At 33.4% G+C, this 25,658-nt stretch carries 22 protein-coding genes; 11 read left to right on the top strand and 11 right to left on the bottom strand.

Annotation, left to right across the window (positions count from 1 at the left end):
• The first annotated feature begins 65 nt into the window (after positions 1-65).
• From ACFFGA_RS10730 to ACFFGA_RS10715, 4 genes are all read left to right on the top strand, one after another.
• Complete coding sequence (locus ACFFGA_RS10730; protein WP_386063670.1) at positions 66-815, top strand: YHYH protein; 750 nt, start codon at positions 66-68, stop codon at positions 813-815.
• Between the two features lies 1 nt (position 816).
• Positions 817-1,434, top strand: coding sequence for a toxin-antitoxin system YwqK family antitoxin (locus ACFFGA_RS10725; RefSeq protein ID WP_386063667.1), 618 nt, complete (start codon positions 817-819; stop codon positions 1,432-1,434).
• Positions 1,409-2,104 carry an SCO family protein gene (locus tag ACFFGA_RS10720; RefSeq protein WP_386063664.1) on the top strand — a complete coding sequence of 232 codons (696 nt, stop codon included), beginning with the start codon at positions 1,409-1,411 and terminating at the stop codon, positions 2,102-2,104. Before ACFFGA_RS10725 ends, ACFFGA_RS10720 begins: the two co-directional genes overlap by 26 nt.
• 90 nt (positions 2,105-2,194) lie before the next feature.
• Positions 2,195-3,298 carry a WD40/YVTN/BNR-like repeat-containing protein gene (locus ACFFGA_RS10715; protein ID WP_386063661.1) on the top strand — a complete coding sequence of 368 codons (1,104 nt, stop codon included), beginning with the start codon at positions 2,195-2,197 and terminating at the stop codon, positions 3,296-3,298.
• Between the two features lie 33 nt (positions 3,299-3,331).
• On the opposite strand, the gene ACFFGA_RS10710 is transcribed toward ACFFGA_RS10715, so the two are convergent.
• Genes ACFFGA_RS10710 through ACFFGA_RS10700 form a run of 3 tightly spaced genes read right to left on the bottom strand, consistent with a single transcriptional unit; the run spans position 3,332 to position 4,880 of the window.
• Positions 3,332-3,775, bottom strand: coding sequence for a Spy/CpxP family protein refolding chaperone (locus ACFFGA_RS10710; RefSeq protein ID WP_386063658.1), 444 nt, complete (start codon positions 3,773-3,775; stop codon positions 3,332-3,334).
• Between the two features lie 5 nt (positions 3,776-3,780).
• Entirely contained in the window at positions 3,781-4,281 is a 501-nt protein-coding gene (locus ACFFGA_RS10705; RefSeq protein ID WP_386063655.1) for a hypothetical protein, read from the bottom strand.
• A gap of 56 nt (positions 4,282-4,337) precedes the next feature.
• Positions 4,338-4,880, bottom strand: coding sequence for an RNA polymerase sigma factor (locus ACFFGA_RS10700; protein ID WP_386063652.1), 543 nt, complete (start codon positions 4,878-4,880; stop codon positions 4,338-4,340).
• A gap of 372 nt (positions 4,881-5,252) precedes the next feature.
• On the opposite strand from ACFFGA_RS10700, the gene ACFFGA_RS10695 reads away from it, so the two are divergent.
• Complete coding sequence (locus ACFFGA_RS10695) at positions 5,253-7,259, top strand: phage tail-like protein (RefSeq protein ID WP_386063650.1); 2,007 nt, start codon at positions 5,253-5,255, stop codon at positions 7,257-7,259.
• Positions 7,260-7,265: 6 nt separating this feature from the next.
• Here the strand turns inward: ACFFGA_RS10695 and ACFFGA_RS10690 are convergent, their stop codons facing one another.
• From ACFFGA_RS10690 to ACFFGA_RS10675, 4 genes are all read right to left on the bottom strand, one after another.
• Positions 7,266-9,092, bottom strand: coding sequence for an ABC transporter ATP-binding protein (locus ACFFGA_RS10690; RefSeq protein ID WP_386063648.1), 1,827 nt, complete (start codon positions 9,090-9,092; stop codon positions 7,266-7,268).
• Between the two features lie 4 nt (positions 9,093-9,096).
• Positions 9,097-10,824, bottom strand: coding sequence for a phospho-sugar mutase (locus ACFFGA_RS10685; protein ID WP_386063645.1), 1,728 nt, complete (start codon positions 10,822-10,824; stop codon positions 9,097-9,099).
• 77 nt (positions 10,825-10,901) lie between these two features.
• Positions 10,902-11,852 (bottom strand): glycosyltransferase family 2 protein, encoded by a 951-nt coding sequence (locus ACFFGA_RS10680; protein ID WP_386063643.1) that lies wholly within the window; start codon positions 11,850-11,852, stop codon positions 10,902-10,904.
• Positions 11,853-11,907: 55 nt separating this feature from the next.
• Positions 11,908-12,423: a DUF4199 domain-containing protein gene (locus ACFFGA_RS10675; protein ID WP_386063640.1), complete on the bottom strand. Its 516-nt coding sequence runs from the start codon at positions 12,421-12,423 to the stop codon at positions 11,908-11,910.
• Positions 12,424-12,585: 162 nt separating this feature from the next.
• Between ACFFGA_RS10675 and ACFFGA_RS10670 the strand changes: the two genes are divergently transcribed.
• The 4 genes from ACFFGA_RS10670 (at position 12,586) to ACFFGA_RS10655 (ending at position 15,922) form a co-directional block, all read left to right on the top strand.
• A complete protein-coding gene (locus tag ACFFGA_RS10670) occupies positions 12,586-12,837 on the top strand; it encodes a type B 50S ribosomal protein L31 (protein ID WP_386063638.1) in 252 nt (83 codons plus the stop codon).
• Between the two features lie 206 nt (positions 12,838-13,043).
• The gene (locus tag ACFFGA_RS10665) at positions 13,044-14,219 is read left to right on the top strand and encodes a GlmU family protein (protein ID WP_386063635.1); all 1,176 of its coding nucleotides are present in this window, start codon (positions 13,044-13,046) and stop codon (positions 14,217-14,219) included.
• 4 nt (positions 14,220-14,223) lie between these two features.
• Complete coding sequence (locus ACFFGA_RS10660; RefSeq protein WP_386063632.1) at positions 14,224-15,132, top strand: TolB family protein; 909 nt, start codon at positions 14,224-14,226, stop codon at positions 15,130-15,132.
• Positions 15,133-15,229: 97 nt separating this feature from the next.
• Positions 15,230-15,922 carry a lysoplasmalogenase family protein gene (locus ACFFGA_RS10655; RefSeq protein ID WP_386063630.1) on the top strand — a complete coding sequence of 231 codons (693 nt, stop codon included), beginning with the start codon at positions 15,230-15,232 and terminating at the stop codon, positions 15,920-15,922.
• A 32-nt stretch (positions 15,923-15,954) separates the two neighbouring features.
• Here ACFFGA_RS10655 and ACFFGA_RS10650 read toward each other — a convergent pair whose 3' ends face one another.
• Entirely contained in the window at positions 15,955-17,514 is a 1,560-nt protein-coding gene (locus tag ACFFGA_RS10650) for an ABC transporter substrate-binding protein (RefSeq protein ID WP_386064346.1), read from the bottom strand.
• Positions 17,515-17,688: 174 nt separating this feature from the next.
• Here ACFFGA_RS10650 and mtaB point away from each other — a divergent pair, with 174 nt between their 5' ends.
• Positions 17,689-19,023, top strand: a complete 1,335-nt coding sequence (gene mtaB, locus ACFFGA_RS10645; RefSeq protein ID WP_386063628.1) for a tRNA (N(6)-L-threonylcarbamoyladenosine(37)-C(2))-methylthiotransferase MtaB — start codon at positions 17,689-17,691, stop codon at positions 19,021-19,023.
• 190 nt (positions 19,024-19,213) lie between these two features.
• Here the strand turns inward: mtaB and ACFFGA_RS10640 are convergent, their stop codons facing one another.
• Both ACFFGA_RS10640 and ACFFGA_RS10635 read right to left on the bottom strand, forming a co-directional pair.
• Positions 19,214-20,554, bottom strand: coding sequence for a vanadium-dependent haloperoxidase (locus tag ACFFGA_RS10640; protein WP_386063626.1), 1,341 nt, complete (start codon positions 20,552-20,554; stop codon positions 19,214-19,216).
• Positions 20,555-20,670: 116 nt separating this feature from the next.
• Complete coding sequence (locus tag ACFFGA_RS10635; protein WP_386063624.1) at positions 20,671-22,065, bottom strand: short-chain fatty acid transporter; 1,395 nt, start codon at positions 22,063-22,065, stop codon at positions 20,671-20,673.
• Between the two features lie 176 nt (positions 22,066-22,241).
• Between ACFFGA_RS10635 and ACFFGA_RS10630 the strand changes: the two genes are divergently transcribed.
• On the top strand, positions 22,242-23,330 hold the full coding sequence (locus ACFFGA_RS10630; protein ID WP_386063621.1) for a DUF2911 domain-containing protein: 1,089 nt from the start codon (positions 22,242-22,244) through the stop codon (positions 23,328-23,330).
• Between the two features lie 175 nt (positions 23,331-23,505).
• Here the strand turns inward: ACFFGA_RS10630 and recG are convergent, their stop codons facing one another.
• On the bottom strand, positions 23,506-25,608 hold the full coding sequence (gene recG, locus ACFFGA_RS10625) for an ATP-dependent DNA helicase RecG (protein WP_386063619.1): 2,103 nt from the start codon (positions 25,606-25,608) through the stop codon (positions 23,506-23,508).
• Between the last annotated feature and the right edge of the window lie 50 nt (positions 25,609-25,658).

The following is a 25,658-nucleotide window of genomic DNA, read 5'->3' as shown; positions in this document are numbered from 1 at the left end:
TAAAGCGCAAGATTTTTTTAATAACCGCATCTAAACATTTGTACAAACTAAAAAAATAATTAAACATGAAGAATTCCTTTAAATTTATGTTATTGATGATATCAATAGTTTTATTAAATATTGCCTGCTCATCAGATGATAGCTCAACATCAACTGATGATGGAGATGATGGAGTTGTTGCAGAATTACATCCAGCGTTTGCAGCATTCAATACAGATGCAACAACGATTTATGTTGATGGCTCTAATGTTGTCATAGAAACCACGGGTTTGCCAGACCATGAAACTGTATATTGGGGAGAAGGTCATGCGCTTTATAGAGACGAGCCAGATGTAGAATTAACACCAAGTATTATGTCTAGTAACAACAATGCTGTAACAATCACTGTAGATGCAACTCCAGATTTAACAGGAAATACAGTCTCAACAACTTTTAATACCATTGGTATTGCTGTAAGTGGAGCATCCATTTTTAATGATCAAGAAGGTGGAGGTCCATTAAATCAGGCTGCTGCTAGTTTAGATTGGACAGGAGCACACATTGGTCCAGGTGTATATCACTATCACTTAGAGCCAAAAGCATTTAGTAATGATGATGAAAATTTAGTCGGAATTCTTTTAGATGGTGTTTTCTTATACGGTAGAAAATGTAATTCTACAGGAACTTACCCAACTGATTTAGATGTTTCTGGTGGACACACATCAACAACACAATACACAAATGGTGAAGAAGAATATCATTACCACATAATTAATGAAGTCTATTCTACAACTGGGTCGTACTTAGCATTTGCTGGACCTTACCAAGGATATTAATATGAAGCCAATAGTATTAGCAATTATAATATGTTTATTGAGCTGTAAAGAAGCATCAATAAGTAATTCTTCTGATATCTCAAGCACGAATGAGAAAGAAGACATAATTGCTATTAAGACTTTTGAAGTCCTAAAATCTGATTTAAAGCTCAACCAGTTAGAAGGCATTTGGTATTATAAAGAGCAACCTTATAATGGATATGCTGTAAAGTTTTATGAAAATGATACCTTAAGAGAAAGGCTAGGATTTTACAATGGTAAAAGACAAGGCGTAGCTAAAACGTGGTCAGCAAATGGTAATTTACGTATTGAGTGTAGCTACAATCAAAATAAATTAACAGGAGATTATAAGAGCTATTGGGATAACGGAAATTTAGCCTTGCAGGTCAATTACGTTGATGGAAAAAAGCAAGGTGAAGAAAAGCAATGGTATTCCAATGGTGAAATCTCTAAATTACGTCAGTTAGAAGATGGAAACGAAAAGGGAATCCAAAAAGCTTGGTTACCAAACGGAAAATTGTATGTGAATTACGAAGCTAAAAATGGACGCGTGTTCGGAATGATGCGTGCTAATTCTTGTTATAAATTAGAAGATGAAAAAGTTATTAAAACAGAATAAAATAAGTTTAATAATATTTTGCTTAGCCGCTATTGCTTTAAGTTGTAAAGAGCAAGTAAAGAAAGAAGCTATACAAGTAAAGGAAACAAGTAGAGTAGACTATCTGCCTTATTATAATGATGAATCTTTTACACCAAATTGGCTAATACCTGGAACGAAAGAAGAGCAACAGTTTCATAAAATTCCAGATTTTAAATTAACCAATCAACTAGGTGAAACGGTAACACAAAAAACGTTTGATAATAAAATTTACATAACAGACTTCTTTTTTGCGAGTTGTCCCGGAATTTGTCCGCAGATGACAGGTAATATGTTTAAACTTCAAGAAGAATTTATAGATGATGATGAAATTTTGTTTTTATCACATTCAGTTACACCAACACAAGACTCTGTTCCTGTACTAAAAAATTATGCAGAGAAATTTGGTGTTATAGACCATAAATGGCATTTAGTTACTGGAGACAAATTAGAGATCTACAACTTAGGACGCGAGCAATATTTTGTCGAAAATGACCTAGGTGAACCAAAGAATATTGAGGATTTTCTACATACCGAGAATTTCTTACTTATAGATAAAAACAAACATATACGTGGAATTTATAACGGATTAAATAGGGCATCAATGCAACAATTAATTATAGATATTAAAGCATTGAAAACAGAAAGCTAGAGTGATGACCTAGTTTATTTTTGATTGATTGATGAAAAGCTTCGCGGTTATATCGTGAAGCTTTTCTATTTTTATGGGAAATATAGAAGGATGAAAAAAATTATATTGCTTTTAATAAGTCCAATACTAATTATAGTTTTTTGCGCTTGTGGGTTATTTAATTACGACATCAATAACAAGGAATCTCAGATACTTAGAAATTTTTCTAAGGTTGAAAATAAAACTTTAGTTAAAGACTCACTTTTAAATGTTAGGGCTATTCAGTTGATAGATAGTGTAGGTGTGACCTATTTAACTTCCAATGGTGAATTGGGTGTGATTTTTAATGAAGCGTTAGATTTGCCTAAAATTATTCAAGATCGCTTTCCTGTGCAAGTTAAGTATGATTCTTTAAAATTGAATTTTAGAGCACTGGCAGTAACAAATAAAAAGTGTTTTGGTATTACAATAGGTTCGCCAGCTTTATTATTTTCCTTAGATGTTGATGCATTTAAAAACAAAGTAGTCTACAAAGAAAACCACCCAAAAGCCTTCTACGATTCTATGGACTTCTGGAACGACCAAGAAGGCATTGCTATTGGTGACCCAACAGACGATTGTATGAGTATTATCATTACACGAGATGGTGGTGAAACTTGGAATAAACTCTCATGCAACAATTTACCCAAAGCTAAAGAAGGCGAAGCTGCCTTTGCTGCAAGCGATACCAATATTGCTATTGTAGGTGACCATACTTGGGTTGCAACAGGAGGTAAAACAAGTCGTGTTTTATATTCACCAGATAAAGGAAAAACTTGGGAAGTCTTTGACACACCAATAGTTCAAGGGTTAGAAACCACAGGAATGTATTCCATAGACTTTTATGATGAAAAGAATGGTTTTGCTATTGGTGGAGATTACACCAAACCAAATGACACTTTAAACAATAAAATCAGAACCACAGATGGCGGAAAATCTTGGGAAGCTGTTGCTAATGGAAAAGGTCCTGGTTATAGAAGTTGTGTGCAATATATTCCTAATAGTAACGGTAAAGAATTAGTGACTGTTGGTTTTAAAGGAATTGACTATAGCAATGATGCTGGTGATACATGGAAACATCTAAGCGATGAGGGTTTTTATACCATTCGGTTTCTTAATGATTCTATCGCTTATGCTGCAGGTAAAGGACGAGTAAGTAAACTCACATTTAGATAATAAAAAAGGAAGCAATTTTGCTTCCTTAATTTATTATTTTTTATTACGTCTGTTAGTGTGTCGCTCTTTAAATTCTTGTATTATTTTTTGTTTAAATGAACGTTCTGCTTGCACTAAAGCAATGATTTTTTTTGCGGGTAAAATTTCTAACAAATCATTTAGCATTTTAGATCTGAGTGCTACGCGCTCTTTTTCTATGCTAACCATTTCTAATAAAAGTGCTTTTGCTTCGCTCTCTGATAAATCATCTGATTTATTGTTTTTTCTTGCTTCATTAGATCTAGCTCTTAACTTGTTTTCGGCTTCTTCGTTAGCATTATAGATAGGCCAAAATTTTTGAGCTTCTTCTTTTGTTAAGTCTAGTTGCTCTGTGATATGAGCAATTTTTAAAGCTTCAATCTTTTCTCTATTTGGTCTTTGAGCAAATACACTCGCAGAGATAAAAAGTAAAAAGATTAATGTGTGTACTGTTTTCATGTTTTTTAATCTAAAATAAGTTCTTCAGTATCTATAGTTTCTAAATATTGATTTAATGTTTCGTCGCTAATGTTTAAATCTATAAAATCATTTACAGAAATCTCATTAGGTTTAAATAAGGATGCTAATTCATCATTTGAATAATCCTCTTGGTATAAATAACTTTCAATGGCTAAGGTATCGATACTTTCAATCGAGATATCCTTCTTAAGGTTAAATAAAACACCAAAAAGTAATATAAAACTTGCAGCTATACCAGCAATATAATATAATTTTCGTTTTGGTTGTAGTGTAATTACAGGCTTATCTTGGTTTATGTTTTCCAGAAGATTATCCTCAAATGATTCAAAATAACCTTTAGGAACAACATAGCCTGTATGTTCTACACCTTCAATTGTTTCTTTGTTAGATAAGCGCTTCTGTAACTTGGCTTCAAAAGATACAAAGTAGTTGTCTGGTGTTTTAAAACCAGTAGATGTAATGTTATTTAATTTATCTTTTTTCACGTTGTGCTGAACTTGTTTCAGTATCTATATCTTTGACTATAAATTACTAAAATGGTTTAATCTGATGTTAAAAAGCTTTCAATTTTTTTTACTGCAATATGATATGAAGCTTTTAAAGCTCCTTCACTTGTATCTAAAATTTCAGCCATTTCTTTATATTTAATGTTGTCAAAATACTTCATATTAAAAACCATTTGTTGTTTTTGAGGTAATGAGGCTATGGCTTTTTGCAATTTTAATTGAATTTCATCTCCTTCAAAATAAACATCGGCTTCTAGGTTATTTATAGTATTTGTTTTATGTTCTTCATTAGATATCTGTAAGCGTTTTGCATTTTTATTAAGATGTGTTATAGATTCGTTTGTTGCTATACGATACATCCATGAAAACAACTTACTGTCTCCTTTAAATTTATCTATGTTGCGATATACTTTTATAAAGGTATTTTGAAGTACATCATCTGTATCATCATGCGATATCACAATTTTACGTACGTGCCAATACAGTCGCTCTTTGTAGAGTTGTAATAACTCACTAAAAGCTGTTTCCTTAGATTTAGCGTCTTGTAAACGTCGTATAAATTCTTCTTCGTTAATCAAAAAAAGTCTTTAGTCTTTAGACTTATGAAAGTACTAAAAGTTTAATTAAAAACTAATTATTTCAGCCAATACTGATTATCAGGTAGTTATACTTATTAAAATCGATTAAAAGCAAAAAAACACGATAAAAAGCATTTTTTTCTTGTTTTGTTGTATTATTTAGTTTATGTTTGAACCAGCTTAACCTATTAACCGTTATCAGTTTCCCCAAATCTGGTAACAAATGGAGAGGATGCACGTAAAAGTGCATCCTTTTTCTATTATGATGTTTAACCTATTTGGCTGATTTTTTTGAGGTTACATAAGGTTTATAATAGTTTTATCCGTTAATTGTTGTAAATTTAGAATACATATTCTTAAAATTTAAAAGCGATGAAATTATTCTCCCTACTTTTTTCACTGTTTCTGCCTATATTGCTGTTTGGGCAAGTGGGTGTCGGGACAACAAGCCCAGATGCATCCTCAATTTTAGATATTTCTGCTTCAGATAAAGGTGTTTTGGTACCAAGGGTTAGTTTAGTTGATGTGAGTAATCTTACAACTCCAATTAGCACACCAGCAGTTGGTTTATTGGTTTGGAATACAAATGCTGTTGTTACAGGAGGTGATGGTATAGGCTTTTATTTTTTTAATGGAACCCAATGGGTGCCAATTCAGCAAACATTAAGTGATGATGCTGATTTTTATCTTGAAAATACAACTGCTGCACCAACAGATATAAATGATGATATTTATACGCAAGGTAATGTTGCTATTGGTAAGAATACTGCGGATTACAATTTAGATGTCATAGAGATTATTGATACGAGAACCATTAACCTATATAATGGTGCCACTAGTGGAGAGACTTCAGGGATTTTTAATCAAGTTTCTGGAACTATGATAAATACTGATTCGCAACGTGGTCTTTATAATTTATTGAGTGGAACAGGAAACAATCCTCACTATGGTGTTTACAACAACTTATTAAGCGAAGGGGCTGGTCCTAAATATGGAAGCTCTAACATATTTTCTGGATCTGGTACTGGTGCCATAACAGGTCTGTACAATCATATTACAAATACAGGAGGAGCTGCTCATTATGGATTACATAGTATCTTTGATGGATCATCTTTTGATGAGAGAGGTATATATAATAATTTTATGCAATCTGAATCCGCTACGAGATACGGTCTCTACAATAGTTTTGATTCTTCAAATTCTCTTAGTCCAACGGATTACGGTGTTTTTACGTCTATGACAGGTGACTCTAGTTCTAATCAGTATGGCGTTTTTCAATTTATAGGAAATTCTGGTACTGGTACCCATTACGGAATCGTCAATCAAATGCAAGCTGGTGCTGGATTTAAATTTGGTTTAACCAATGAGATTTCTCTAGCTGGCAGTACTGAGGGTACAGGTGTGCATAACACATTCTCAACATCAAGTACAGCTAATTTAATAATTGGTAGTCATAATGAATTTAGTGGATCAGCTTCTGAGATATCAGGAGTAAAAAATGAGTTCTTAGGAAGTGAAGGTCTTATGACAAAGGGAATTGATAATGATTTTTCTGGTACAATTGCAACTGGTGCTTATAATTATGGTGTTTATTCAGCATTTAATAATTTAGCAACGGGAAATCAATACGGTTCTTATAATGAATTCACATCTTCATCAGGAATTATGTATGGTGTTTCTAATGTGGTTAATGGAGGGCAAGATTTTTGTGGTTTATATAATAATGTGACGAGTGCAAACCCAGGAGATAAGTATGGAGTCAACAATTATTTTAATCCTGCTGCAGGTGGAACTCATTATGGTGTTTATTCTGATGTTAGAAAATCGAACAGTTACTCTGGTTATTTTTTAGGTCGTGTTTCTATAGGAACTGATGGTACAGATAATTATATATTGCCTGAATCGAGAGGAACAGATGGGCAAATCATGCAGACTGATGCTACAGGTAATGTTACTTGGGTCGATAATATTAACCCAATTTCTTCCATACCAGTTTATTCTAATGGCAATTACAATATGAATCACGGAACAGGAGGTATTGATTTGAGCTCTATGGATTCTTCATTAGAGCCTTCTATTTATAATGCAGCTGGAAACATTCAGGTAAAATTGGTGATTAGATATACTAATGCTTTAGGAACAAATAACTTTCAACTTAGAGCTCATGATGGTACTACTGAAACTTTTCCTATAACTAATGCCTCTGGTTGGACGTTTGCTGCAACACAAAATGGAGGAGTGGCTACAAGTGCTTGGGTAGATTGGAATGCAGGAACAAACGCACAAGAAATACATGTTTTTGGTTGGAGCAACTCAAACAATCCTGCATCAGATAGTATTACTATTATAAATGCTTATTTATTAGTACGCTCTCAATAGTATTAATTATTCAAAACTTTGCATTTCTACCAGGCTTTTGTAAACACCATTTTTAGCCATAAGTTCTGAATGTGTACCTTGTTCTGAAATTTCTCCTTTTTGCATTACGACAATGACATCGGCATTTTGAATGGTAGAAAGACGATGGGCAATAACAATAGAAGTTCTGTTTTTCATCATTTTTTCTAAAGCATCTTGTACTAGGCGCTCACTTTCAGTATCTAGTGCTGAGGTTGCTTCGTCTAATATCATTATTGGTGGATTTTTTAATACTGCACGTGCAATATTAATACGTTGCTTTTGTCCACCAGATATTTTGCCACCAGAATCTCCTATATTGGTATTAATGCCGTTAGGTAAATCTTTTACAAATTCCCATGCATTTGCAATTTTTAAGGCTGCTATAATTTCTTCGTCTGTAGCATCTTGTTTTCCAACTTTTAAGTTGTTGGCTACAGTATCATTAAATAGTATAGAATCTTGGTTAACCAAACCTAGAAAACTTCTTAAAGACTTTTTAGACAAATGTTTTATGTTATCATCGTCTATGCTTATGCTACCTTCATTTACATCGTAAAAACGTGTAACCAAATTTGCAATTGTGCTTTTGCCACTTCCAGACTGTCCAACGAGTGCCACCGTTTTGCCTTTAGGAATATCTAGACTGAAATTTTTCAAGACATAAGTGTCTTCATACTTAAAAGACACGTTATCTATAGTGATTTTATTTTCAAAAGTCTCTTTTTCAATTGGGTTTTCAACCTCCACAATTTCATTTTCAGTTTCTAAAAACTCTAAAATTCTGTTTGCAGCTCCATTACCTCGTTTTACACTGTAACTTGCTTTAGCAATAGCTTTTGCAGGTGTAAGGATGTTATATGCTAATGAAATGTATCCAACAAAAAAACTAGCGTCCATAGTTTTATCTACAAAAACAAGATAGCCACCATAAACCAGTAAAACACCAATAACAATTATACCTAACAACTCACTTAATGGTGATGCAAGGTTTTGCCTGTTTAATAATTTGTTTGAATATTTATAGAATCTGTCATTACTGTCTTCAAACTTTTTGGCAAACATTTTTTCAACGTTGAATGCTTTTATAATTCTAAGACCAGACATGGTTTCTTCTAAAACGGATAAAAATATACCTTGCTCTTTCTGAACCTTTAATGAACCTTTTTTTAACGACTTACCAATTCTTGAAATAATGAAACCAGATATAGGTATAAATATAAGTACAAACAACGTAAGCTTTAGACTGAGAATAAGCATTGTAACTAGTGAAAATAGAATGGTAAGTGGTTCTCTTACAATCATTTCTAAAATAGCTAGAAAGGAGTTTCTAACTTCGTTAACGTCTGCACTTACTCTAGATATAGTATCACCTTTTGACTTCTCTGAATAAAAAGCGAGAGGTAATGATACGATCTTGTTATAGAGTTTATTCCTAATATCTTTTAAAACACCATTTCTTAAAAAAGTGATGAAGTACATCGCCAAATAGTTGGAAATATTTTTAAGTAAAAACATACTTATTATAATACCAACCATCATCATAAGTACTTTAAAGTCACCATATTTTTCAATATTGTCAACGATAAAATAATTTAGAAAATCTTCACCGTAATCTTGCAGTTTTAGCCAACCTTGCCACTCTGGCTTAGCACTTACTTTACGTTGGTCACTAAAAATAACCTTAAAAACAGGTATTAATGCCACAAAAGAGAGTGTACTAAATAGTGCATATAAAATATTGAAGAAAATATTTAGATAGGCATACTTTTTATACGGTAAGGCAAAAGGTATGAGTTTTTTTATATAATCCATTAAGCTAGATATTCATATCCCTTAGGATAGCGTCAATTTGGTTTTCCAACAATTGCTCCGTTTCTTTAAAAGCAGACACATTGTCAAGTTTAGTGTTAACGCTAATGTAGAATTTTATTTTAGGCTCTGTTCCACTTGGTCTTAAGGCAATTTTACTTCCATCTTCAGTATAATAGATTAATACGTTAGATTTTGGAATATCAATTGTTGATTCCTTACCTGTATTTACATCTTTAACAATAGATAATTGATAATCTTCAATTTTCACCACTTTAGAGCCATTAACTTCTTTTAATGGATTTTCCCTGGCATCAATCATCATTTGTTTTATTTCCTGAGCGCCTTCAATGCCTTTTTTAGTTAGGGATATTAAACGTTCTTTATAGAAACCATGCTCTACGTACAATTCAATTAAAGTCTCATACAGTGTTTTGCCATTAGCTTTAGCTTGTGCTGCAATTTCGCATGCCAAAAGGGTAGAGGTTACAGCATCTTTATCTCTAACAAAATCACCAACCATAAACCCAAAGCTTTCTTCACCACCACCAATAAAATTAAGTTCTGGAAAATCCTTAATCATCTTAGCAATCCATTTAAAACCTGTTAAACCAATTTTACATTCTACGTTGTAGGCATTTGCAAGAACTGACATCATTGGTGTAGAAACAATTGTAGAGCCTACAAATTGTTTACCGTTAATTCTACCAGAATTTTTCCATTGCTTTAAAAGGAAATCTGTCATTAAAAGCATGGTTTGGTTACCATTAAGAATCACTAGTTCGTTTTCTAAGTTCCTAACCACAACACCTAAACGGTCACAATCAGGATCTGTACCAATAACAATATCTCCATCTACTTTCTCAGCTAGAGCCATTGCCATTTTTAGGGCTTCAGGTTCTTCTGGATTAGGAGATACCACCGTAGGGAAATCACCATTTGGCTCACGTTGTTCTTCTACGATATGTACATTGGTATATCCAGCACGTTTTAAGGTCTCTGGAATAGACATAATTGATGTACCGTGTAAAGAGGTGAAAACCACATTAAGATTTTCCTTGGCTTCAGAGGAAGTGTCAAAGCTTCCATTTTCAATTGAAGCATTAATAAAGACATCATCAACATCTTTTCCTATGTACTCAATTAAATCAGAATTGGCTTCAAACTTAATTTCAGAATAATCTAAACGGTTTATTTCTGCAATAATTTCTTCATCTTGAGGCGGTACTAATTGCCCACCATCTTGCCAATACACCTTATAACCATTATATTCTGGTGGATTATGAGATGCTGTTAATACAATACCACAATGACAGTTGAGATGTTTTAGAGCAAAAGACAATTCTGGAGTAGGTCTTAAATCTTCAAATAAATAAACCTTAATGCCATTTGCAGAAAACACATCAGCAACGACTTTGCCAAAGGTTTTACTATTGTGTCTGCAATCGTAGGCAATTGCCACTTTTGCCTGTTCGTTTGGAAAGGATTGTTTTAAATAATTACTTAAACCTTGCGTGTTTTTTCCTAAGGTATATTTATTGATTCGGTTGGTGCCAAGTCCCATAATACCTCGCATTCCACCAGTACCAAATTCTAAATCTTTATAAAAGCTTTCTTCTAATCCCTTTGGGTCAGAAGCAATAGTATGTTTTATTTGATCTTGCGTCTCACTGTCAAAAGCAGGTGTTAACCAAGAATTAACACGTTCTAAAATCTCTGGTTTAATGTAAATCATAAGTAAAAAGGTATAACATTACAAAAGTAAACAATCTTGAATATGCGTCCTTTAATATAAAAGATAAATCTGTGTAATTATGATAAATTTATGGCTTCTTTTATAAAATAACGTTGTTCTTGTCGTTTTGAACGCAAAATAAGTTCGCCTAAAAAGCCAGCTATAAAAAATTGCGAACCAATAATCATAGTTGCCAAAGCAATATAGAACTGAGGCCTGTCAGTTATAAGACGACCAGTTGGGTTAAAGAACAATTTATCTAAGCCAAGATAAAACGCAAATGAAAATCCAATAATAAACATAATAACACCTAGCGCACCAAAGAGATGCATAGGTCTTTTTCCAAATCGTGAAATAAACCAAATGGTTATTAAATCTAAAAAACCATTGATAAAACGGTTCATGCCAAATTTAGTTTTGCCATACTTACGCGCTTGATGCTGTACAACCTTTTCGCCAATGTTCGTAAAACCAGCATTTTTTGCCAATACAGGAATGTAACGATGCATTTCGCCATACACATCAATATGTTTTACAACGGTATTTCTATATGCTTTTAAGCCACAGTTAAAATCATTGAGTTTTACACCAGAAGTTCTTCGTGCTGCCCAATTAAATAATTTTGAAGGCATATTTTTTGATATCACAGAATCGTAGCGTTTCTTTTTCCAACCAGAAACCAGATCGTAGCCTTGGTGAGAAATCATTTGATACAATTCTGGAATTTCTTCAGGATTGTCCTGTAAATCCGCATCCATTGTAATAACAACATCTCCTTTTGCTTTTGCAAAACCTGCATGCAATGCTTGTGATTTTCCAAAGTTTTTTAGAAAACGAATACCTTTTACGTAAGGATTGGTGTCTGAAAGTTCTGATATCACTTTCCATGAACCATCAGTGCTGCCATCATCTATAAAAAGAATCTCGTAAGAAAACTGATTGGATAGCATCACAGATACTATCCAATCATGTAGTTCTTTTAAAGATTCTTCTTCGTTTAGTAGTGGTATAACTACTGATATATTCATATAAATGTTGTCTAATTTCTAGACTTCAAAAATAATGAAATTATTTAACGCGTAATTACGAATTGTTTTTCATTACTAATCCTGCAATCAATGACCATATTAAGCCAAAAATTGCACTCATCGCAATCCAGAACGCAGAACCAATTAATGGATTGGTAAACATTTCAATCATTTTTAGACTTTGCTCTATTTGCTCTTCGGTCATGTTAGGATTTTCGAGCATTTTATCTTTAGCGACCTCTAATGCTTGTCCCATAAATTCTGGATCTATAACATAATTAAAAATAAAGCCATAGATAATATATGCGATTGCACTTACTACAGCTATAGCCAATCCTACTTTTATGGCATCTCCAAGACTTAATACATTAGCGTTTGCTTTTTTGTACTGACCAATTGCATAAAAAATCACTACAGGAAATATTATATAATATAGATAATTTGGCCATTGAACTCCTTCAAGTGCCATGCCAGTAACATACATTATTACTGCAATAGAAATCATTACTAATCCTAAGATTAGACCGTAGTTAATCGCAAATTTACCAGCCTTTGGTTTTAAATTTTCCATAATTAAAGTTGATTATTTAGTTAATATGCTTAGTTAGTACTCAAAGATAGTAATATGTTACATCAAAATTGTAAAATAAAAATTATTAAAAAGATTGTACATTTATAAAAAATACTTAAATTTGCACCTCGAAAAAATCGAATTATTTTAAAGCATTTAGTGATGAAAGCAGGAATACATCCAGAAAATTATAGAGTAGTAGCGTTTAAAGATATGTCTAATGACGATGTGTTTTTAACTAAATCTACAGCAAATACAAGTGAAACTATTGAGGTTGATGGTGTTGAATATCCATTAGTAAAATTGGAAATTTCTAGAACATCTCATCCATACTATACTGGTAAGTCTAAATTAGTAGATACAGCTGGTCGTATTGATAAATTCAAAAACAAATACGCTAAGTTTAAGAAATAAACTTAGCTTACAGATAATCGATAAAGCCTTTCTATCAACAGAAAGGCTTTTTTGTTTTATACAATTAACCTACTTTTGAGATAAATAAATACCTCACAAAGTGCAAACATAGGTTTAGAAATTTTGTAATTGGTGTTTATGCAACTGGTTTTTAAGTTGAAGTATATAAAACTTCAAACTTTTAAGCTTTTAATATTAGACTTAAAATGAATTACATATTATTTGACGGACCTTACCGTAACAACCTGTTACCATTTACATTTACAAGACCAGTGGCTGATATAAGAGTAGGTATCCTAACGATTCGTCAGAAATGGGAATCTTACTTAGAATATACCACCACCACAGTAACCGAAGATTATCTTGCAGATAAGTTTCCTATGGTGGAAATGGAAGAAAACATTATGATTAATGCTTCTTTCTTGCCAAATATGGAGGTTGTTGAGTTTGTAAAAAACTTGGAAGTTAACCAAGCTTTATTTAAAGGTGATGACGTTGTCGCCTTTTTTGCTAAAGAAGGTGAAGAGGTTAATGATTTTTCAGGCTTTGAATCCATTGAATTTGAAGGTGAAATTCTATCTATTGAAAATACTTGGGATATTTTTTCTAAGAATGGTGAAGCCATACAAGAGGATTTTGCGTTAATTACAAAAGATAGACAATCGCAACCAATTCCTGCGACTGTAAACACAATCAATCCAGAAAACATATTTATAGAAAAAGGAGCGACTCTAAATTTTGTAACGCTCAATGCAAGTTCTGGTCCTATTTATATTGGTAGAGATTCTGAAATTATGGAAGGCTCTGTGGTTAGAGGACCATTAGCACTTTGTAATAATGCGACTCTAAAACTGGGCACAAAAATTTATGGACCTACAACTGTTGGGCCGCATAGTAAAGTAGGTGGTGAGGTAAATAATTCAGTGATTTTTGGATACTCTAACAAAGGACATGATGGATTTCTAGGAAATTCAGTTTTAGGTGAATGGTGTAATCTTGGTGCAGATACAAACAACTCAAACCTTAAAAATAATTACGCTGAAGTTAGACTTTGGGATTACCAAACCGAAGGCTTTGCAAAAACCGGATTACAATTTTGTGGACTTATGATGGGAGACCATAGCAAATGTGGTATCAATACTATGTTTAATACTGGTACGGTTGTTGGTGTAAGTGCTAATATCTTTGGTAGTGGTTTTCCGCGTAATTTTGTGCCAAGTTTTTCTTGGGGAGGAAGTAAAGGTTTTGTTACCTATAAAACCAATAAAGCCTTTGAAGTGGCTGAGGTTGTAATGGCAAGACGCAAGGAAGAATTTACAGATAAAGACAAAGCTATTTTAGAGCATATTTTCGAAGAAACAAAGCAATATAGAAGAGAATAAAGTTATGTTACGAACCAAATTTACAGGACTACTTTTACTTATCTTAACCTATGGATTTTCGCAAAGCGAAGATATTGAAGTAAAAAAACTAGACATTAATAACGAACTCGATCATTTTGCAGCGCGAGTGGTTGGAGAGAAAATTTATTTTAGTCATAACCTAACTACAAAACGAGGGCGTCCTATCAAGGATAAGTACGATGGATTTATCTATATTATGTATGAAGCTCCATTAAGCGAAGACGGTGAAATTAAAAATGAAAAGCCAGTAGAAAAGACAGAACTTGGTAGGTTCAATATGTCTTCAGCTACATTTTCTAATGATGGTAAATACATGTATTTTACCACTAACCATATAGATAAAGGAGAGAATAAATTAAAAGGTGTTGAAACCTACAACTTACAAATTCAGCGCGCCGAATATGTAGAAGGCAAAGGTTGGACCAATTTTGAAACTTTGCCTTTCTGCGATCCCAATCATAATTTTGCGCATCCAGCGTTGAGTCCAGATGGATCTACTTTGTATTTTATTGCTGATGTAAAAGGAACAAAAGGTAAATCTGATTTATATAAGGTTTCTGTCTCTAATCATAAAGCTTATGGTGAAATTACACCCTTAGGAGAAACCATTAATTCATCTCGTACCGAAATTTTCCCTTTTGTAAGCTCAGATAACAAATTGTATTTTACTTCAAACAGACGTGGAGGAAAAGGTGGCTTGGATATTTACGTTTACGATTTAGAATCGGAAGACGAGGGACAGGTTCCGGTATCTTTAGATGAGCCTATTAATAGCAAAGGAGATGATTTTTCCTTCTTTTTGAATGATGATCTAACCACAGGTTATTTGTCCTCAAGACGTTATAGAGGCGAAGGTGGTGATGACCTTTATTACTTTTCCGGTTATAAATAATTAAAATGATTTAAACTCTATTTGAAAATTAGATAAAAATCATTATACTTAATTGGTTTTCAAATTATTATTAGTGTGCAGTGAAATATTGTGAGCTATGCGTAAAATTTTATCTTATCATTTTGTTGGCTATATAACCTTAATCATTGTAGTTTTAATGATTAACATAGTTCTGAAATATGAAGATAATTCAAGTTACTACCGTTATTTCTTAAAGCCAATTGTCCCAGCCCTTATAATACATTATTTTTTTAAGAATATTCAAAATTATAAAAGAGAAAAGGCTGCTTTAGTGGTTTTTGGGATACTATTATTTTTTCTTGGGGACCTATTTTTTTTAGACCGTTATTCTGTTTTCAGTTTTAACATTGCAATAGTGTTATTGGTTTTTGCCAGAATTTGTTTTATAGTTCGTTTTTTAAATTACGAAGATTTTAATATTAAGCGTGTAATTCCATTCTTAATTTTCTGCAGTTTGTATATACTCTTTATTTTAACAGCTATTATTAACAACTTAAAGGATATTTATTTTGTTCAGGTTTTGGTTTATTTCTTCATTACGTTGTTATTTGGTTTGTTTACTTATCTAAGGTACAGGGCGGTAAATAAAATTAGTTTTATCCTAGTTTTAGTGGGTTACTTATTAATGTTAGTTGTAGATGGTTTAACTGCTTTAAACATGTTTTCGCCTGGTTTTCAATATAATTTTTTTAGTAGCACTATTATTGCCTTAGCATTTAACCTATCACAGTTTTTTATTGTTGTGGGACTATTAAATGAAAATCCATAAACCTTACATATTAAACCATAATGCACTATCTTCTAGTGTTTTTCAACGTATTTTAATTCTAACAAATTAGTAGCATTAATCCCAAGACCTTTTACTTCTTTTCTTGTAAATCGTACCACTTCATCATAGAATAAAGGTACAATTGGAGCAGAAGCCATGATAAGAGAGTCCATTTTTGTGTACAACTGCGCACGTAAATTTGGATCAGTTTCTAGATAAGCAGATTCATACATTTTGTCAAACTCTTCGCTTTTAAAATGGGTGTAATTTGGGCCATTGGGAGCAAAATTCTTACTGTAATAAAGTGATAAATAGTTCTCAGCGTCAGGATAATCGGCAATCCAACTGGCTCTAAAAAAATCGAGCTGACCTTTGGCCTTACCATCTTTAAGGCTAGAAGCAGGTATAACATCAACATTAACTTGTAAACCGGTTTTTTGCAATTCACGTTGAATAAACTCGCAAAAGCTTAGGTAGTTACTCGTGGTTGTTAATGTAATTTCTGGATTTGTAATTCCAGTTTCAGATTTAAACTCCGCAACCAATTGTTTAGCTTTTTCTGGTTGATAGGTAAAACCAATGGTGTCATTATAACCAGGTAAGCCTTTTGGAATAAAACCACCATAAGCAGGAATTCCAATACCATTTCTTAAGTACGTCATCATTTTTGCTCTGTCAAAACCTATATTAATGGCTTTTCTTAGCTTTAAGGATTGCAATTCAGAAACTTCTGTTTCCATAAAAAATGCCAGATATTCTGTGTTTAGATATGGGCCTCTAATCATGTTTACATCTTCAGAATAGTACGGTTTTAGTTTTCCATCAGAAGTTAAAATTTCATCTTTATAAGAACCATCTAGGCCTGAAACAAAATCAATATTACCTTGTGCAAATTGTAAAAACTCACTTTGTTTATCTGGTAAAAAGGTAATGGCTACTGCTTCTAAATAAGGTAACTGTTTGCTATTAATGTCTTTTTCAAAATAGTTTTCATTTCGTCTAAAGACTAGTTTTATATTTTCTTCCCAACGTTTAAATTTAAAAGGACCAGTTCCTATTGGGTTAGATCTAAAATCACTACCGTAATGTTCAACAATTTCCTTAGGGACAACGGAACAATATTTCATAGTCAACAAGCCTAAAAAAGCAGGAAATGGTTGCTTAAGTTTAATTTGAAATGTTGAATCGTTAACAGCGGAATAGCTTTCAACTTTATTCAATACCCAGCTTCCTGGTGATGCTATGTTTTTATCTTTTAATCTGTTGAAGCTGTACTCAAAATCTGATGCTTTTACAGTTCTTGTGGAATCCTTTCCAAATAACTCGTGTTTATGAAAAAACACGTTATTTTTTAATTTAAAGGTGTACATTGTAGCACTGTCAGTAATCTTCCAGTTTTCTGAAATACAAGGCTTTACATTCAGTTGGTCGTCCATTTGCACCAAGCCATTATACAGTTGGTGATTAGCCCAGTTATCTGCATTGTCTTTTGAAAATGCAGGATCTAATGTGCCAATGTTTTTGTGCTCATTGTATCTAAAAACAAGGTGGTCTTGTTCTTTGTTGGCTTTTGAACCGCAAGATAATAGCATTAAAATCAATACATAAAAAGGTAATTTACTGATTGAGAATTTGATGGGTTTTCGCATATAACTTATATGTTGTAAATTTGCAGCCACAAAATTTGTAAGATACTTTTTGCTCATAATACACGTGCTAAAGGTAAATTTAAAAAGATCCTGAAACAAGTTCAGGATAACAAAAAAATGAAAACAAAAAAAGTCGCATTTTACACTTTAGGCTGTAAGCTCAACTTCTCAGAAACATCTACGATAGCTAGAAGTTTTAAGGACGAAGGTTTTGACCGTGTAGATTTTAAAGATAAAGCAGATATTTATGTTATAAATACGTGTTCGGTTACCGAAAATGCAGATAAGCGCTTTAAAACTATTGTAAAACAAGCTCAAAACGTTAATCCAGATGCTTTTGTTGCTGCTATAGGTTGCTATGCGCAGCTTAAACCAGAAGAATTAGCAGATGTTAATGGTGTGGATTTGGTTTTGGGTGCGACTGAAAAATTCAAGATTACAGATTATTTAAACGACCTTACCAAAAATGATTTTGGCGAAGTACATTCTTGCGAAATTGAAGAAGCCGATTTTTATGTTGGTAGTTATTCTATTGGAGACAGAACCAGAGCGTTTTTAAAAGTACAAGATGGTTGCGATTATAAATGTACATATTGTACAATTCCTTTAGCAAGAGGGATTTCTCGTAGTGACACTATGGAAAATGTGCTTAAAAATGCTAAAGAAATTTCAGAAAAAGGGATTAAGGAAATTGTTTTAACTGGCGTAAATATTGGTGATTATGGTAAAGGTGAATTTGGGAATAAAAAACACGAGCATACGTTTTTAGACCTCGTAACAGAGCTAGATAAGGTAGAAGGCATTGAACGCTTAAGGATTTCATCTATTGAGCCCAATTTACTAAAGAATGAAACTATAGACTTGGTTTCAGAATCCAGAGCATTTGTACCTCATTTTCATGTGCCTTTGCAAAGTGGAAGTAATACTATTCTTAAAAAAATGAAGCGTCGTTACATGCGCGAATTATACGTAGATCGTGTTTGTAAAATAAAAGAAGTAATGCCACATGCCTGTATTGGTGTGGATGTTATTGTTGGTTTTCCTGGTGAGACAGATGAGCACTTTTTAGAAACTTATAATTTTTTAAATGAGCTAGACATTTCTTATTTACACGTTTTTACATATTCCGAACGCGATAATACTGAAGCTGCTGCTATGGATGGTGTAGTGCCAAAGCATATAAGAGCAAAGCGAAGTAAAATGCTTAGAGGTCTTTCTGCAAAGAAACGAAGAGCTTTTTATGAAGCACAATTAGATACAGAGCGAACTGTTTTATTTGAAGGCGAAAACAAAGAAGGTTATATTCATGGATTTACGGAAAACTACGTAAAAGTGAAAACACCTTGGAATCCAGGCCTTGTAAATACACTTCATAAAGTAAGTTTAACAAGCATTGATGAGGATGGTTTAGTGCGATTTGAGTTTGTAAACGATTTGGCGTCTATAGCTTAATGATGTTAATGACTTGATTTTTTTGGTCTTACAACTTTAGATATACGATTCCGTTTCTATACCAAACTATTTGAACGCTAGGTGATTAAATTAGTCTTTAACATAAAGCATAAAAAAACAGCAGACAATTTTTAAGATTTGTCTGCTGTTTTTGATTTCTATTGTTCTCTTAGGTTTAAGAAACCTTTATTTATTTAAACTGCAAAGTATTTATGTTTTCTCCAATTGAAATACCTTGGTCAACACCAATATATATAGCAGAGCTGTAGTGTATGCCTCCGTAAAGTCTGCTAATAGCAGCTTCGTCAGCAAAATCATAGAACGAACTAAAACTTCTAGGAGAACCATCAATATCTGTTCTGTTTATATGTGTGCGGTCAGTAAAAGCATAGTTGTCACCAAACAAATCGGTTAAAATTTGAGCTGTCGCACCAGATTGTACAGAGTGTCCTGAGGTATATTCTGGGAAAGGTGGTGTTGCTAAAGGTATAGACCAAGTATTATCAATATGATCATGGATGTAGGTAATAGGTCTTACCAAATTATAATGGTACTTGGCATTCCAGCAAGAAATAAAAGCATCGTGTACTCCCATCCCAAGTTTAGCATACACTTCTGCAGTAAATGCAAGGTCAGCACCTTCATCAGATAGTATTTGCATCATAATAGAATAAGAATGACCAGGTGGTGTTGCCGTATTTCCAGGATCGTCACTCCAAAACTCAGCAATTACAACTTGTTCTTCAGTTAAATTATTAACTGCGTTATAAACTTCCATAGCTTCTGCATAAAAATCAGAATTTGTATCTGTTGAATAAGCTGGAGGAGGTACAGGTAATAAGTCATCTATATTAGATTCCATGAAAGGCCTAACATTTCCCCAATATGGTTGTAATGGAATAGGGTTGGCTGTACTGGTTGGTTCCCATAATCCATCACCTACAGGAACAACATAAGAAGAAGGGAAGTTAGAATTATAACATTCCGATTGTCCATCACTGTGTGCATAAGCTAATAAAGCGTTTGCAACAGCTTCACCGTAAGCAATGGATCGATCTATAATTGCATCTGAAGCTTCTGATCTAAATTGAGTTTCATACTGTGCTTTCAAATCACTAATTAATGTAAGGTTTTCAGTAGAGGTAGTTTGAAAGCAATTTTGTAAAAACACTCCCAATGTACTATTAGCTACTGCTCCCCAATGATAGTCTTTGTTTTCTTCTATAGCAGGAATAGTGCCTTCGTTGAATTCTGTCAATTGTCCTTCAAGAGTTTTGTAGCCAGGCATTCCGTGTCTTACACTTTCATATAAAGCTAAACCAGAATAGCCATATACTCTAGCTGCTACTGGAGGTGAAAATCCAGGAGTTTCTTTGGTTAATTGTAAGGTCAGTTCAATCCACGATAAAACAACATCAGCAGAATAGTCTGCTGTGTCTAATCTAGTAGGTTGATCGTCATCTTTATTACAGCTATTAAGGCTTAATGCAGCTATAACAAAACAGGTTAAGTAAAAAATGGGTTTTTTCATAACTAATTATAATTTCTGTGAATAAATATTACATAGGTTTATGAGATAAAATTAGATTTTAAAATATGAAATTCAATAAGTTATAATGTAATTATCGATGTAATTTATAAATTATTCTACAACGGAATGAAAGTCACCAAAAATGTCTGTAAAATGCATAAGACAATAAATGGGATAAACAAATAACCAATAACATCTCTAGCTTGTATTTTGATGCCTTTTCCCATTACAGGAAATACTACCAATAAGAAAAAGGGTTGCAAAAGATTGCTTAAGCTTTCGCCGTAAGCTACTGACATAGATGCTCTGGCGATCATAGCAGTGGTTTCAGTAGGTGAGAGGTTGCTACCTAATTCTTGAACCATATTAATAATACTTGGGCCTATTACTGCAAACTCTCCACCTGCAGAAGGAATTGCAAAATTGATTATTCCACCTGTGAGGTAAGATATAAATGCGTAAGACTCTGGAGTAGCTATAGAGATTAAGCCATTACTTATTTTTTCTCCCAAACCAGAAGCCATCATTATACCCATTATACCTGCATAAAATGGATATTGAAACAATACTCCAGAAATGTTACTACTGGCGCGTTTCATGGCAATAGTGTAGCGCATAGGCGTTATGTGCAATAACATACCAACAATTAAAAAGATAAAAATCATAATGTTGAAGTTTAAATCAAAACCATTGGTGGTAAAATGGTAAACGATGTAAATCACACCTAAAAATGCAACACTAAGTTGTAGCCAACCAGCATTGTTTAAAGCATCAGACATAGCTTTGAATGGTAGTTTGTAAGACAAAGCTTCTTCTTTTATAGTGTTATCGTCTTCAGTAGTATTTGTTTGTAAATCTTTAAGCTCTTTACCGGCAAACGATTTGGGTATAAGTATCCAAAATAAAACAGGTGAAACCACTACAAATAGAATAATCATAAGTAAATTTAGAGTAGAGCCTAAACTATAACTTGTTGAAATGGTTTCGGAGAGCACACCACTTTCAATTAAAAAATTATTGTCTGTGTTTAATAACAGCGCAATTGAACTCGATAAGCCACAAACCCAACCATTGAACGAGAAATACACACAAGCGACTAAAAAAGGGTAGTGGATGCCTTTTATCCTAAGAGCAAGTTCACGACCTAAAATAGCGGTTATAACAACCATACCAAAGCTAATTAAGGATAGTAATGAGCCAAGGGCTATGATAACAAAATAGACTTGCGTTGGTGTTTTTATAACTCTAGCTAATTGGTCAATGCCTTTTTTTACAACTGAAGATTGTGCTATACAGTAAGCGGTAATAATGATTAAAACAATCTGCATTCCAAAGGAAAGTAAATTCCAAAAGCCGTTGTACCATCCTTCTAAAACTTCAATAGGCTTACTTTCTGTAAGTATTAAAGCTAAAATTGCTGTTAATATAGTTAATAGCAGTGCAAAAACATATGCACTTGGCATGTATTTGGTAAAGCTATCAGTAAACTTTTGACCGAATTTGGTAATCATAATATGCTTAGTTGGTTGACTAATATAAATGATTTAGTGGAATTATTTTTCTGAAGATTTACTGTTCTTAACAATACGTTAATTAACAGAGTTGGTTATTTCTTTAACAACTTGCTAACAGTCATGCTTTTATAATCAGACTAATTTGTGGTACTACTAATCTAAACCCTATTAAAATGAAAACGACAATTACTTCTTTTGTAACATGTTTGTTGCTGTGTTTTTCTTCTTCAGCAATGGCGCAACTAAACACTCCGCGTGGAAGCCAAATGGCTTCGGTGATGCAACGTGTAGGTACTACAGATATTACTATAACATATTCAAGACCAAGTGTAAATGGTCGTGAAATTTGGGGAAAGTTGGTGCCTTATGGTATGAATAACTTAGGCTTTGGAACGTCTAAAGCGGCACCTTGGAGAGCAGGAGCTAACGAAAACACTACAATTACATTTACACACGATGCTAAAGTTGAAGGTAAAGCTATTGAAGCGGGTACTTATGGTCTTCACATTAATGTAAAGGACGCAGATAATGCTACCATTATTTTATCTAAAGACAAGGATGCTTGGGGAAGTTACTTCTATGATCCTGAAAATGACGCCTTGCGAGCTGATGTAAAACTTAAAGACATTGACCATACCGAATTGTTGACATACGATTTTGATGAGGTGACTGCTAATTCTACTACAGCGACATTAAAATGGGAAAAGAAAGCGATTCCTTTTAAGGTTGAAGTTGATGTTAGTGAAATTGTATTGGAAGACATAAGAGCTCAGTTTAAAGGGCAAACTGGCTTTACAAGACAAAATTGGGAGCAAGCAGCAAGTTTTGCGCTGAATAATGGTGGTGATTTAGATGAAGCTTTAGGTTGGATTAATTCGGCATTAGAAGGGCAATTCTTTAGTCAGAAAACAGTAAATGGATTAACCATTAAAGCACAAATTCTTCAGAAAAAAGGGGATGTGGAAGGCTTTGGAAAAACTATGGATGAGGCTATTACTATGGCGAATCCCAATCAAATTAATAGAATAGGCTATGCTATGATTGCTGCAAAGGACTACGATAGAGCTATTGAATATATGAGTATGAATGTAAAAAATGATCCAGATAATGCTAATTGGCACGATAGTCTAGGTGAAGCTTATAGAGCAAAAGGCGAAAATAAAACTGCAATTAAGTGTTTTAAAAAATCTTTAGCTTTAAATCCTCCAGCTAATGTTAAAGCAAATTCCGAAAAGAACCTAAAAGAATTAGGTGCTATGTAAGATATTCATCAATCAAAAACACGCACAGTTGTGTTTTGGAGGTCTGGTTATGTTGGTGCCAGACCTTTTTTTATTCTTGAGAGGACAGAAATCTGATTATAAACAATAAAACTTAACTTTTAACCATTACGAGTAGTCGTTCAAAATTTGTTTCAGAATCTAAAAAATAGCGTCGTCAACTAATATAATTCCAAATATTACGATACTTACTCATTTGTCTGTAGGTGTTTAAAATGGGTTGATGCTCTGGAAAGCTTAAGCTTGGGTCTAATTTCAAAATACTTTTAGCATAGTAACGTGCTTGTTGTAAAATGTCTTTATCTTTTACGATATCCGCAATTCTTAGGTTTAAAACACCACTTTGTTGTGTACCCATTATATCACCAGGACCACGTAGCTTTAAATCAACTTCTGCAATCTCAAAACCATCGCTACTACGTACCATAGTTTCTAAGCGTGTTTTGCTATCTTGACTAAGTTTATGGCTCGTCATTAAGATACAATAGCTCTGCTCAGCACCACGACCTACACGTCCACGCAATTGATGTAACTGTGATAATCCAAAACGTTCTGCGCTTTCAATAATCATTACTGATGCATTTGGTACGTTAACTCCAACTTCAATTACCGTGGTTGCAACCATGATGTTGGTTTCACCATTGGCAAAACGTTGCATTTCATAATCTTTATCTGCAGGTTTCATTTTGCCGTGTACAATAGAAATCTGATATTCTGGCATTGGAAATTCCCTAGATATGCTTTCATAGCCATCCATTAAATCCTTATAATCCATTTTTTCACTTTCCTGAATTAACGGATAGACCACATAAATTTGTCTCCCTTTGGCAATTTCATCTTTCATAAACCTGAAAACTTTCAGTCGATTGTTATCATATCTATGAACTGTTTTTATCGGTTTTCTTCCTGCTGGTAATTCGTCAATAATTGAAATATCTAGGTCGCCATAAACAGACATTGCCAAGGTTCTTGGGATTGGAGTTGCAGTCATCACCAACACATGTGGAGGTGAGGTGTTTTTGTGCCATAATTTACTTCTTTGCGCTACTCCAAAACGGTGTTGTTCATCTATAATTGCAAGTCCTAAATTCTTGAATTTTACCTTATCTTCAAGTAGTGCGTGAGTGCCAACAAGTATCTGTAAATTGCCATTTTCTAAATTTTCATGAATTATTTTTCTGTCTGAAGTTTTAGTTGAACCAGTTAATAATGAAATACTGATATTCAATTTATTACACCATTCAAGTAATCCGTTATAGTGTTGAACTGACAAAATTTCAGTTGGTGCCATAAGGCAGCATTGAAAGTCGTTGTCAAGTCCCATGAGTATTGACATAAAGGCGACTATGGTTTTTCCAGAACCCACATCTCCTTGTAAAAGACGATTCATTTGTGCATTGCTCCCTAAATCAGCTCTTATTTCTTTTAAAACACGTTTCTGAGCATTGGTCAATTCGAAAGGTAAATGATCGTTAAAAAATGTGTTGAAGTAATCTCCAACTTTATCAAAAGTGAAGCCTTTTATTTTTGATTTGTGGATTAAATTCTTCAAAATTAATTGCAGCTGAATGTAAAATAATTCTTCAAATTTCAACCTGAATTGAGCTCTCGCAAGTAACTCTGGAGACTTTGGGAAATGCACATTAAAAAGCGCATCGGATTTTGATAATAATTTTAATTCTCCCTTAACGGTTTCCGATAAAGTTTCTGAAAATCGTCCCTTGGTTTCCAAAAACAGTTGTTGCATTATCTTGGTAACAACCCTATTGGTAATTCCTTTGTTTGATAATTTTTCGGTAGATGGGTAAATGGCTTGCATGGCAGAACGGAGATTGGTCTCGTGTTTCGATTTTAATTCAATTTCAGGATGTGCCATATTATATTTACCGCTAAACCAATTGGTTTTTCCAAAAATAACGTAAGGTTGTCCGGTTTTTAGGCTCTCTCTAATCCATTTCTGGCCTCTAAACCATACGAGCTCCATCATTCCTGTGTCGTCTTTAAAGTCAGCAACTAGGCGTTTTCCTCGTTTTTGGGCAACTTCTTTAAATCCAGTGATAACACCAATAACTTGAACTTCGGCATTGTTGCGTTGTAGTTCATTAATTTTGTAATATTTAGTGCGATCTATATAGCGATTTGGGAAAAGATTAATCAGGTCTTGATAAGTATGAATACCTAATTCTGAGCGCAATAAGTCTGCTCGGTTTGGGCCAACGCCTTTAAGATAGTCAATGGGAGTTTGTAAATTCACACTCATAAGGCGAATTTAAGTCATTTCTTTAAAAGTTGTAAACTGAGATTTGTAAT

Origin of the sequence: Winogradskyella pulchriflava (assembly GCF_042434315.1) — a bacterium.
Taxonomy (GTDB): Bacteria; Bacteroidota; Bacteroidia; order Flavobacteriales; family Flavobacteriaceae; genus Winogradskyella; species Winogradskyella pulchriflava.
Note: the sequence above shows the minus strand (reverse complement) of the source record. Positions and strands in the feature narration are given on the sequence as shown.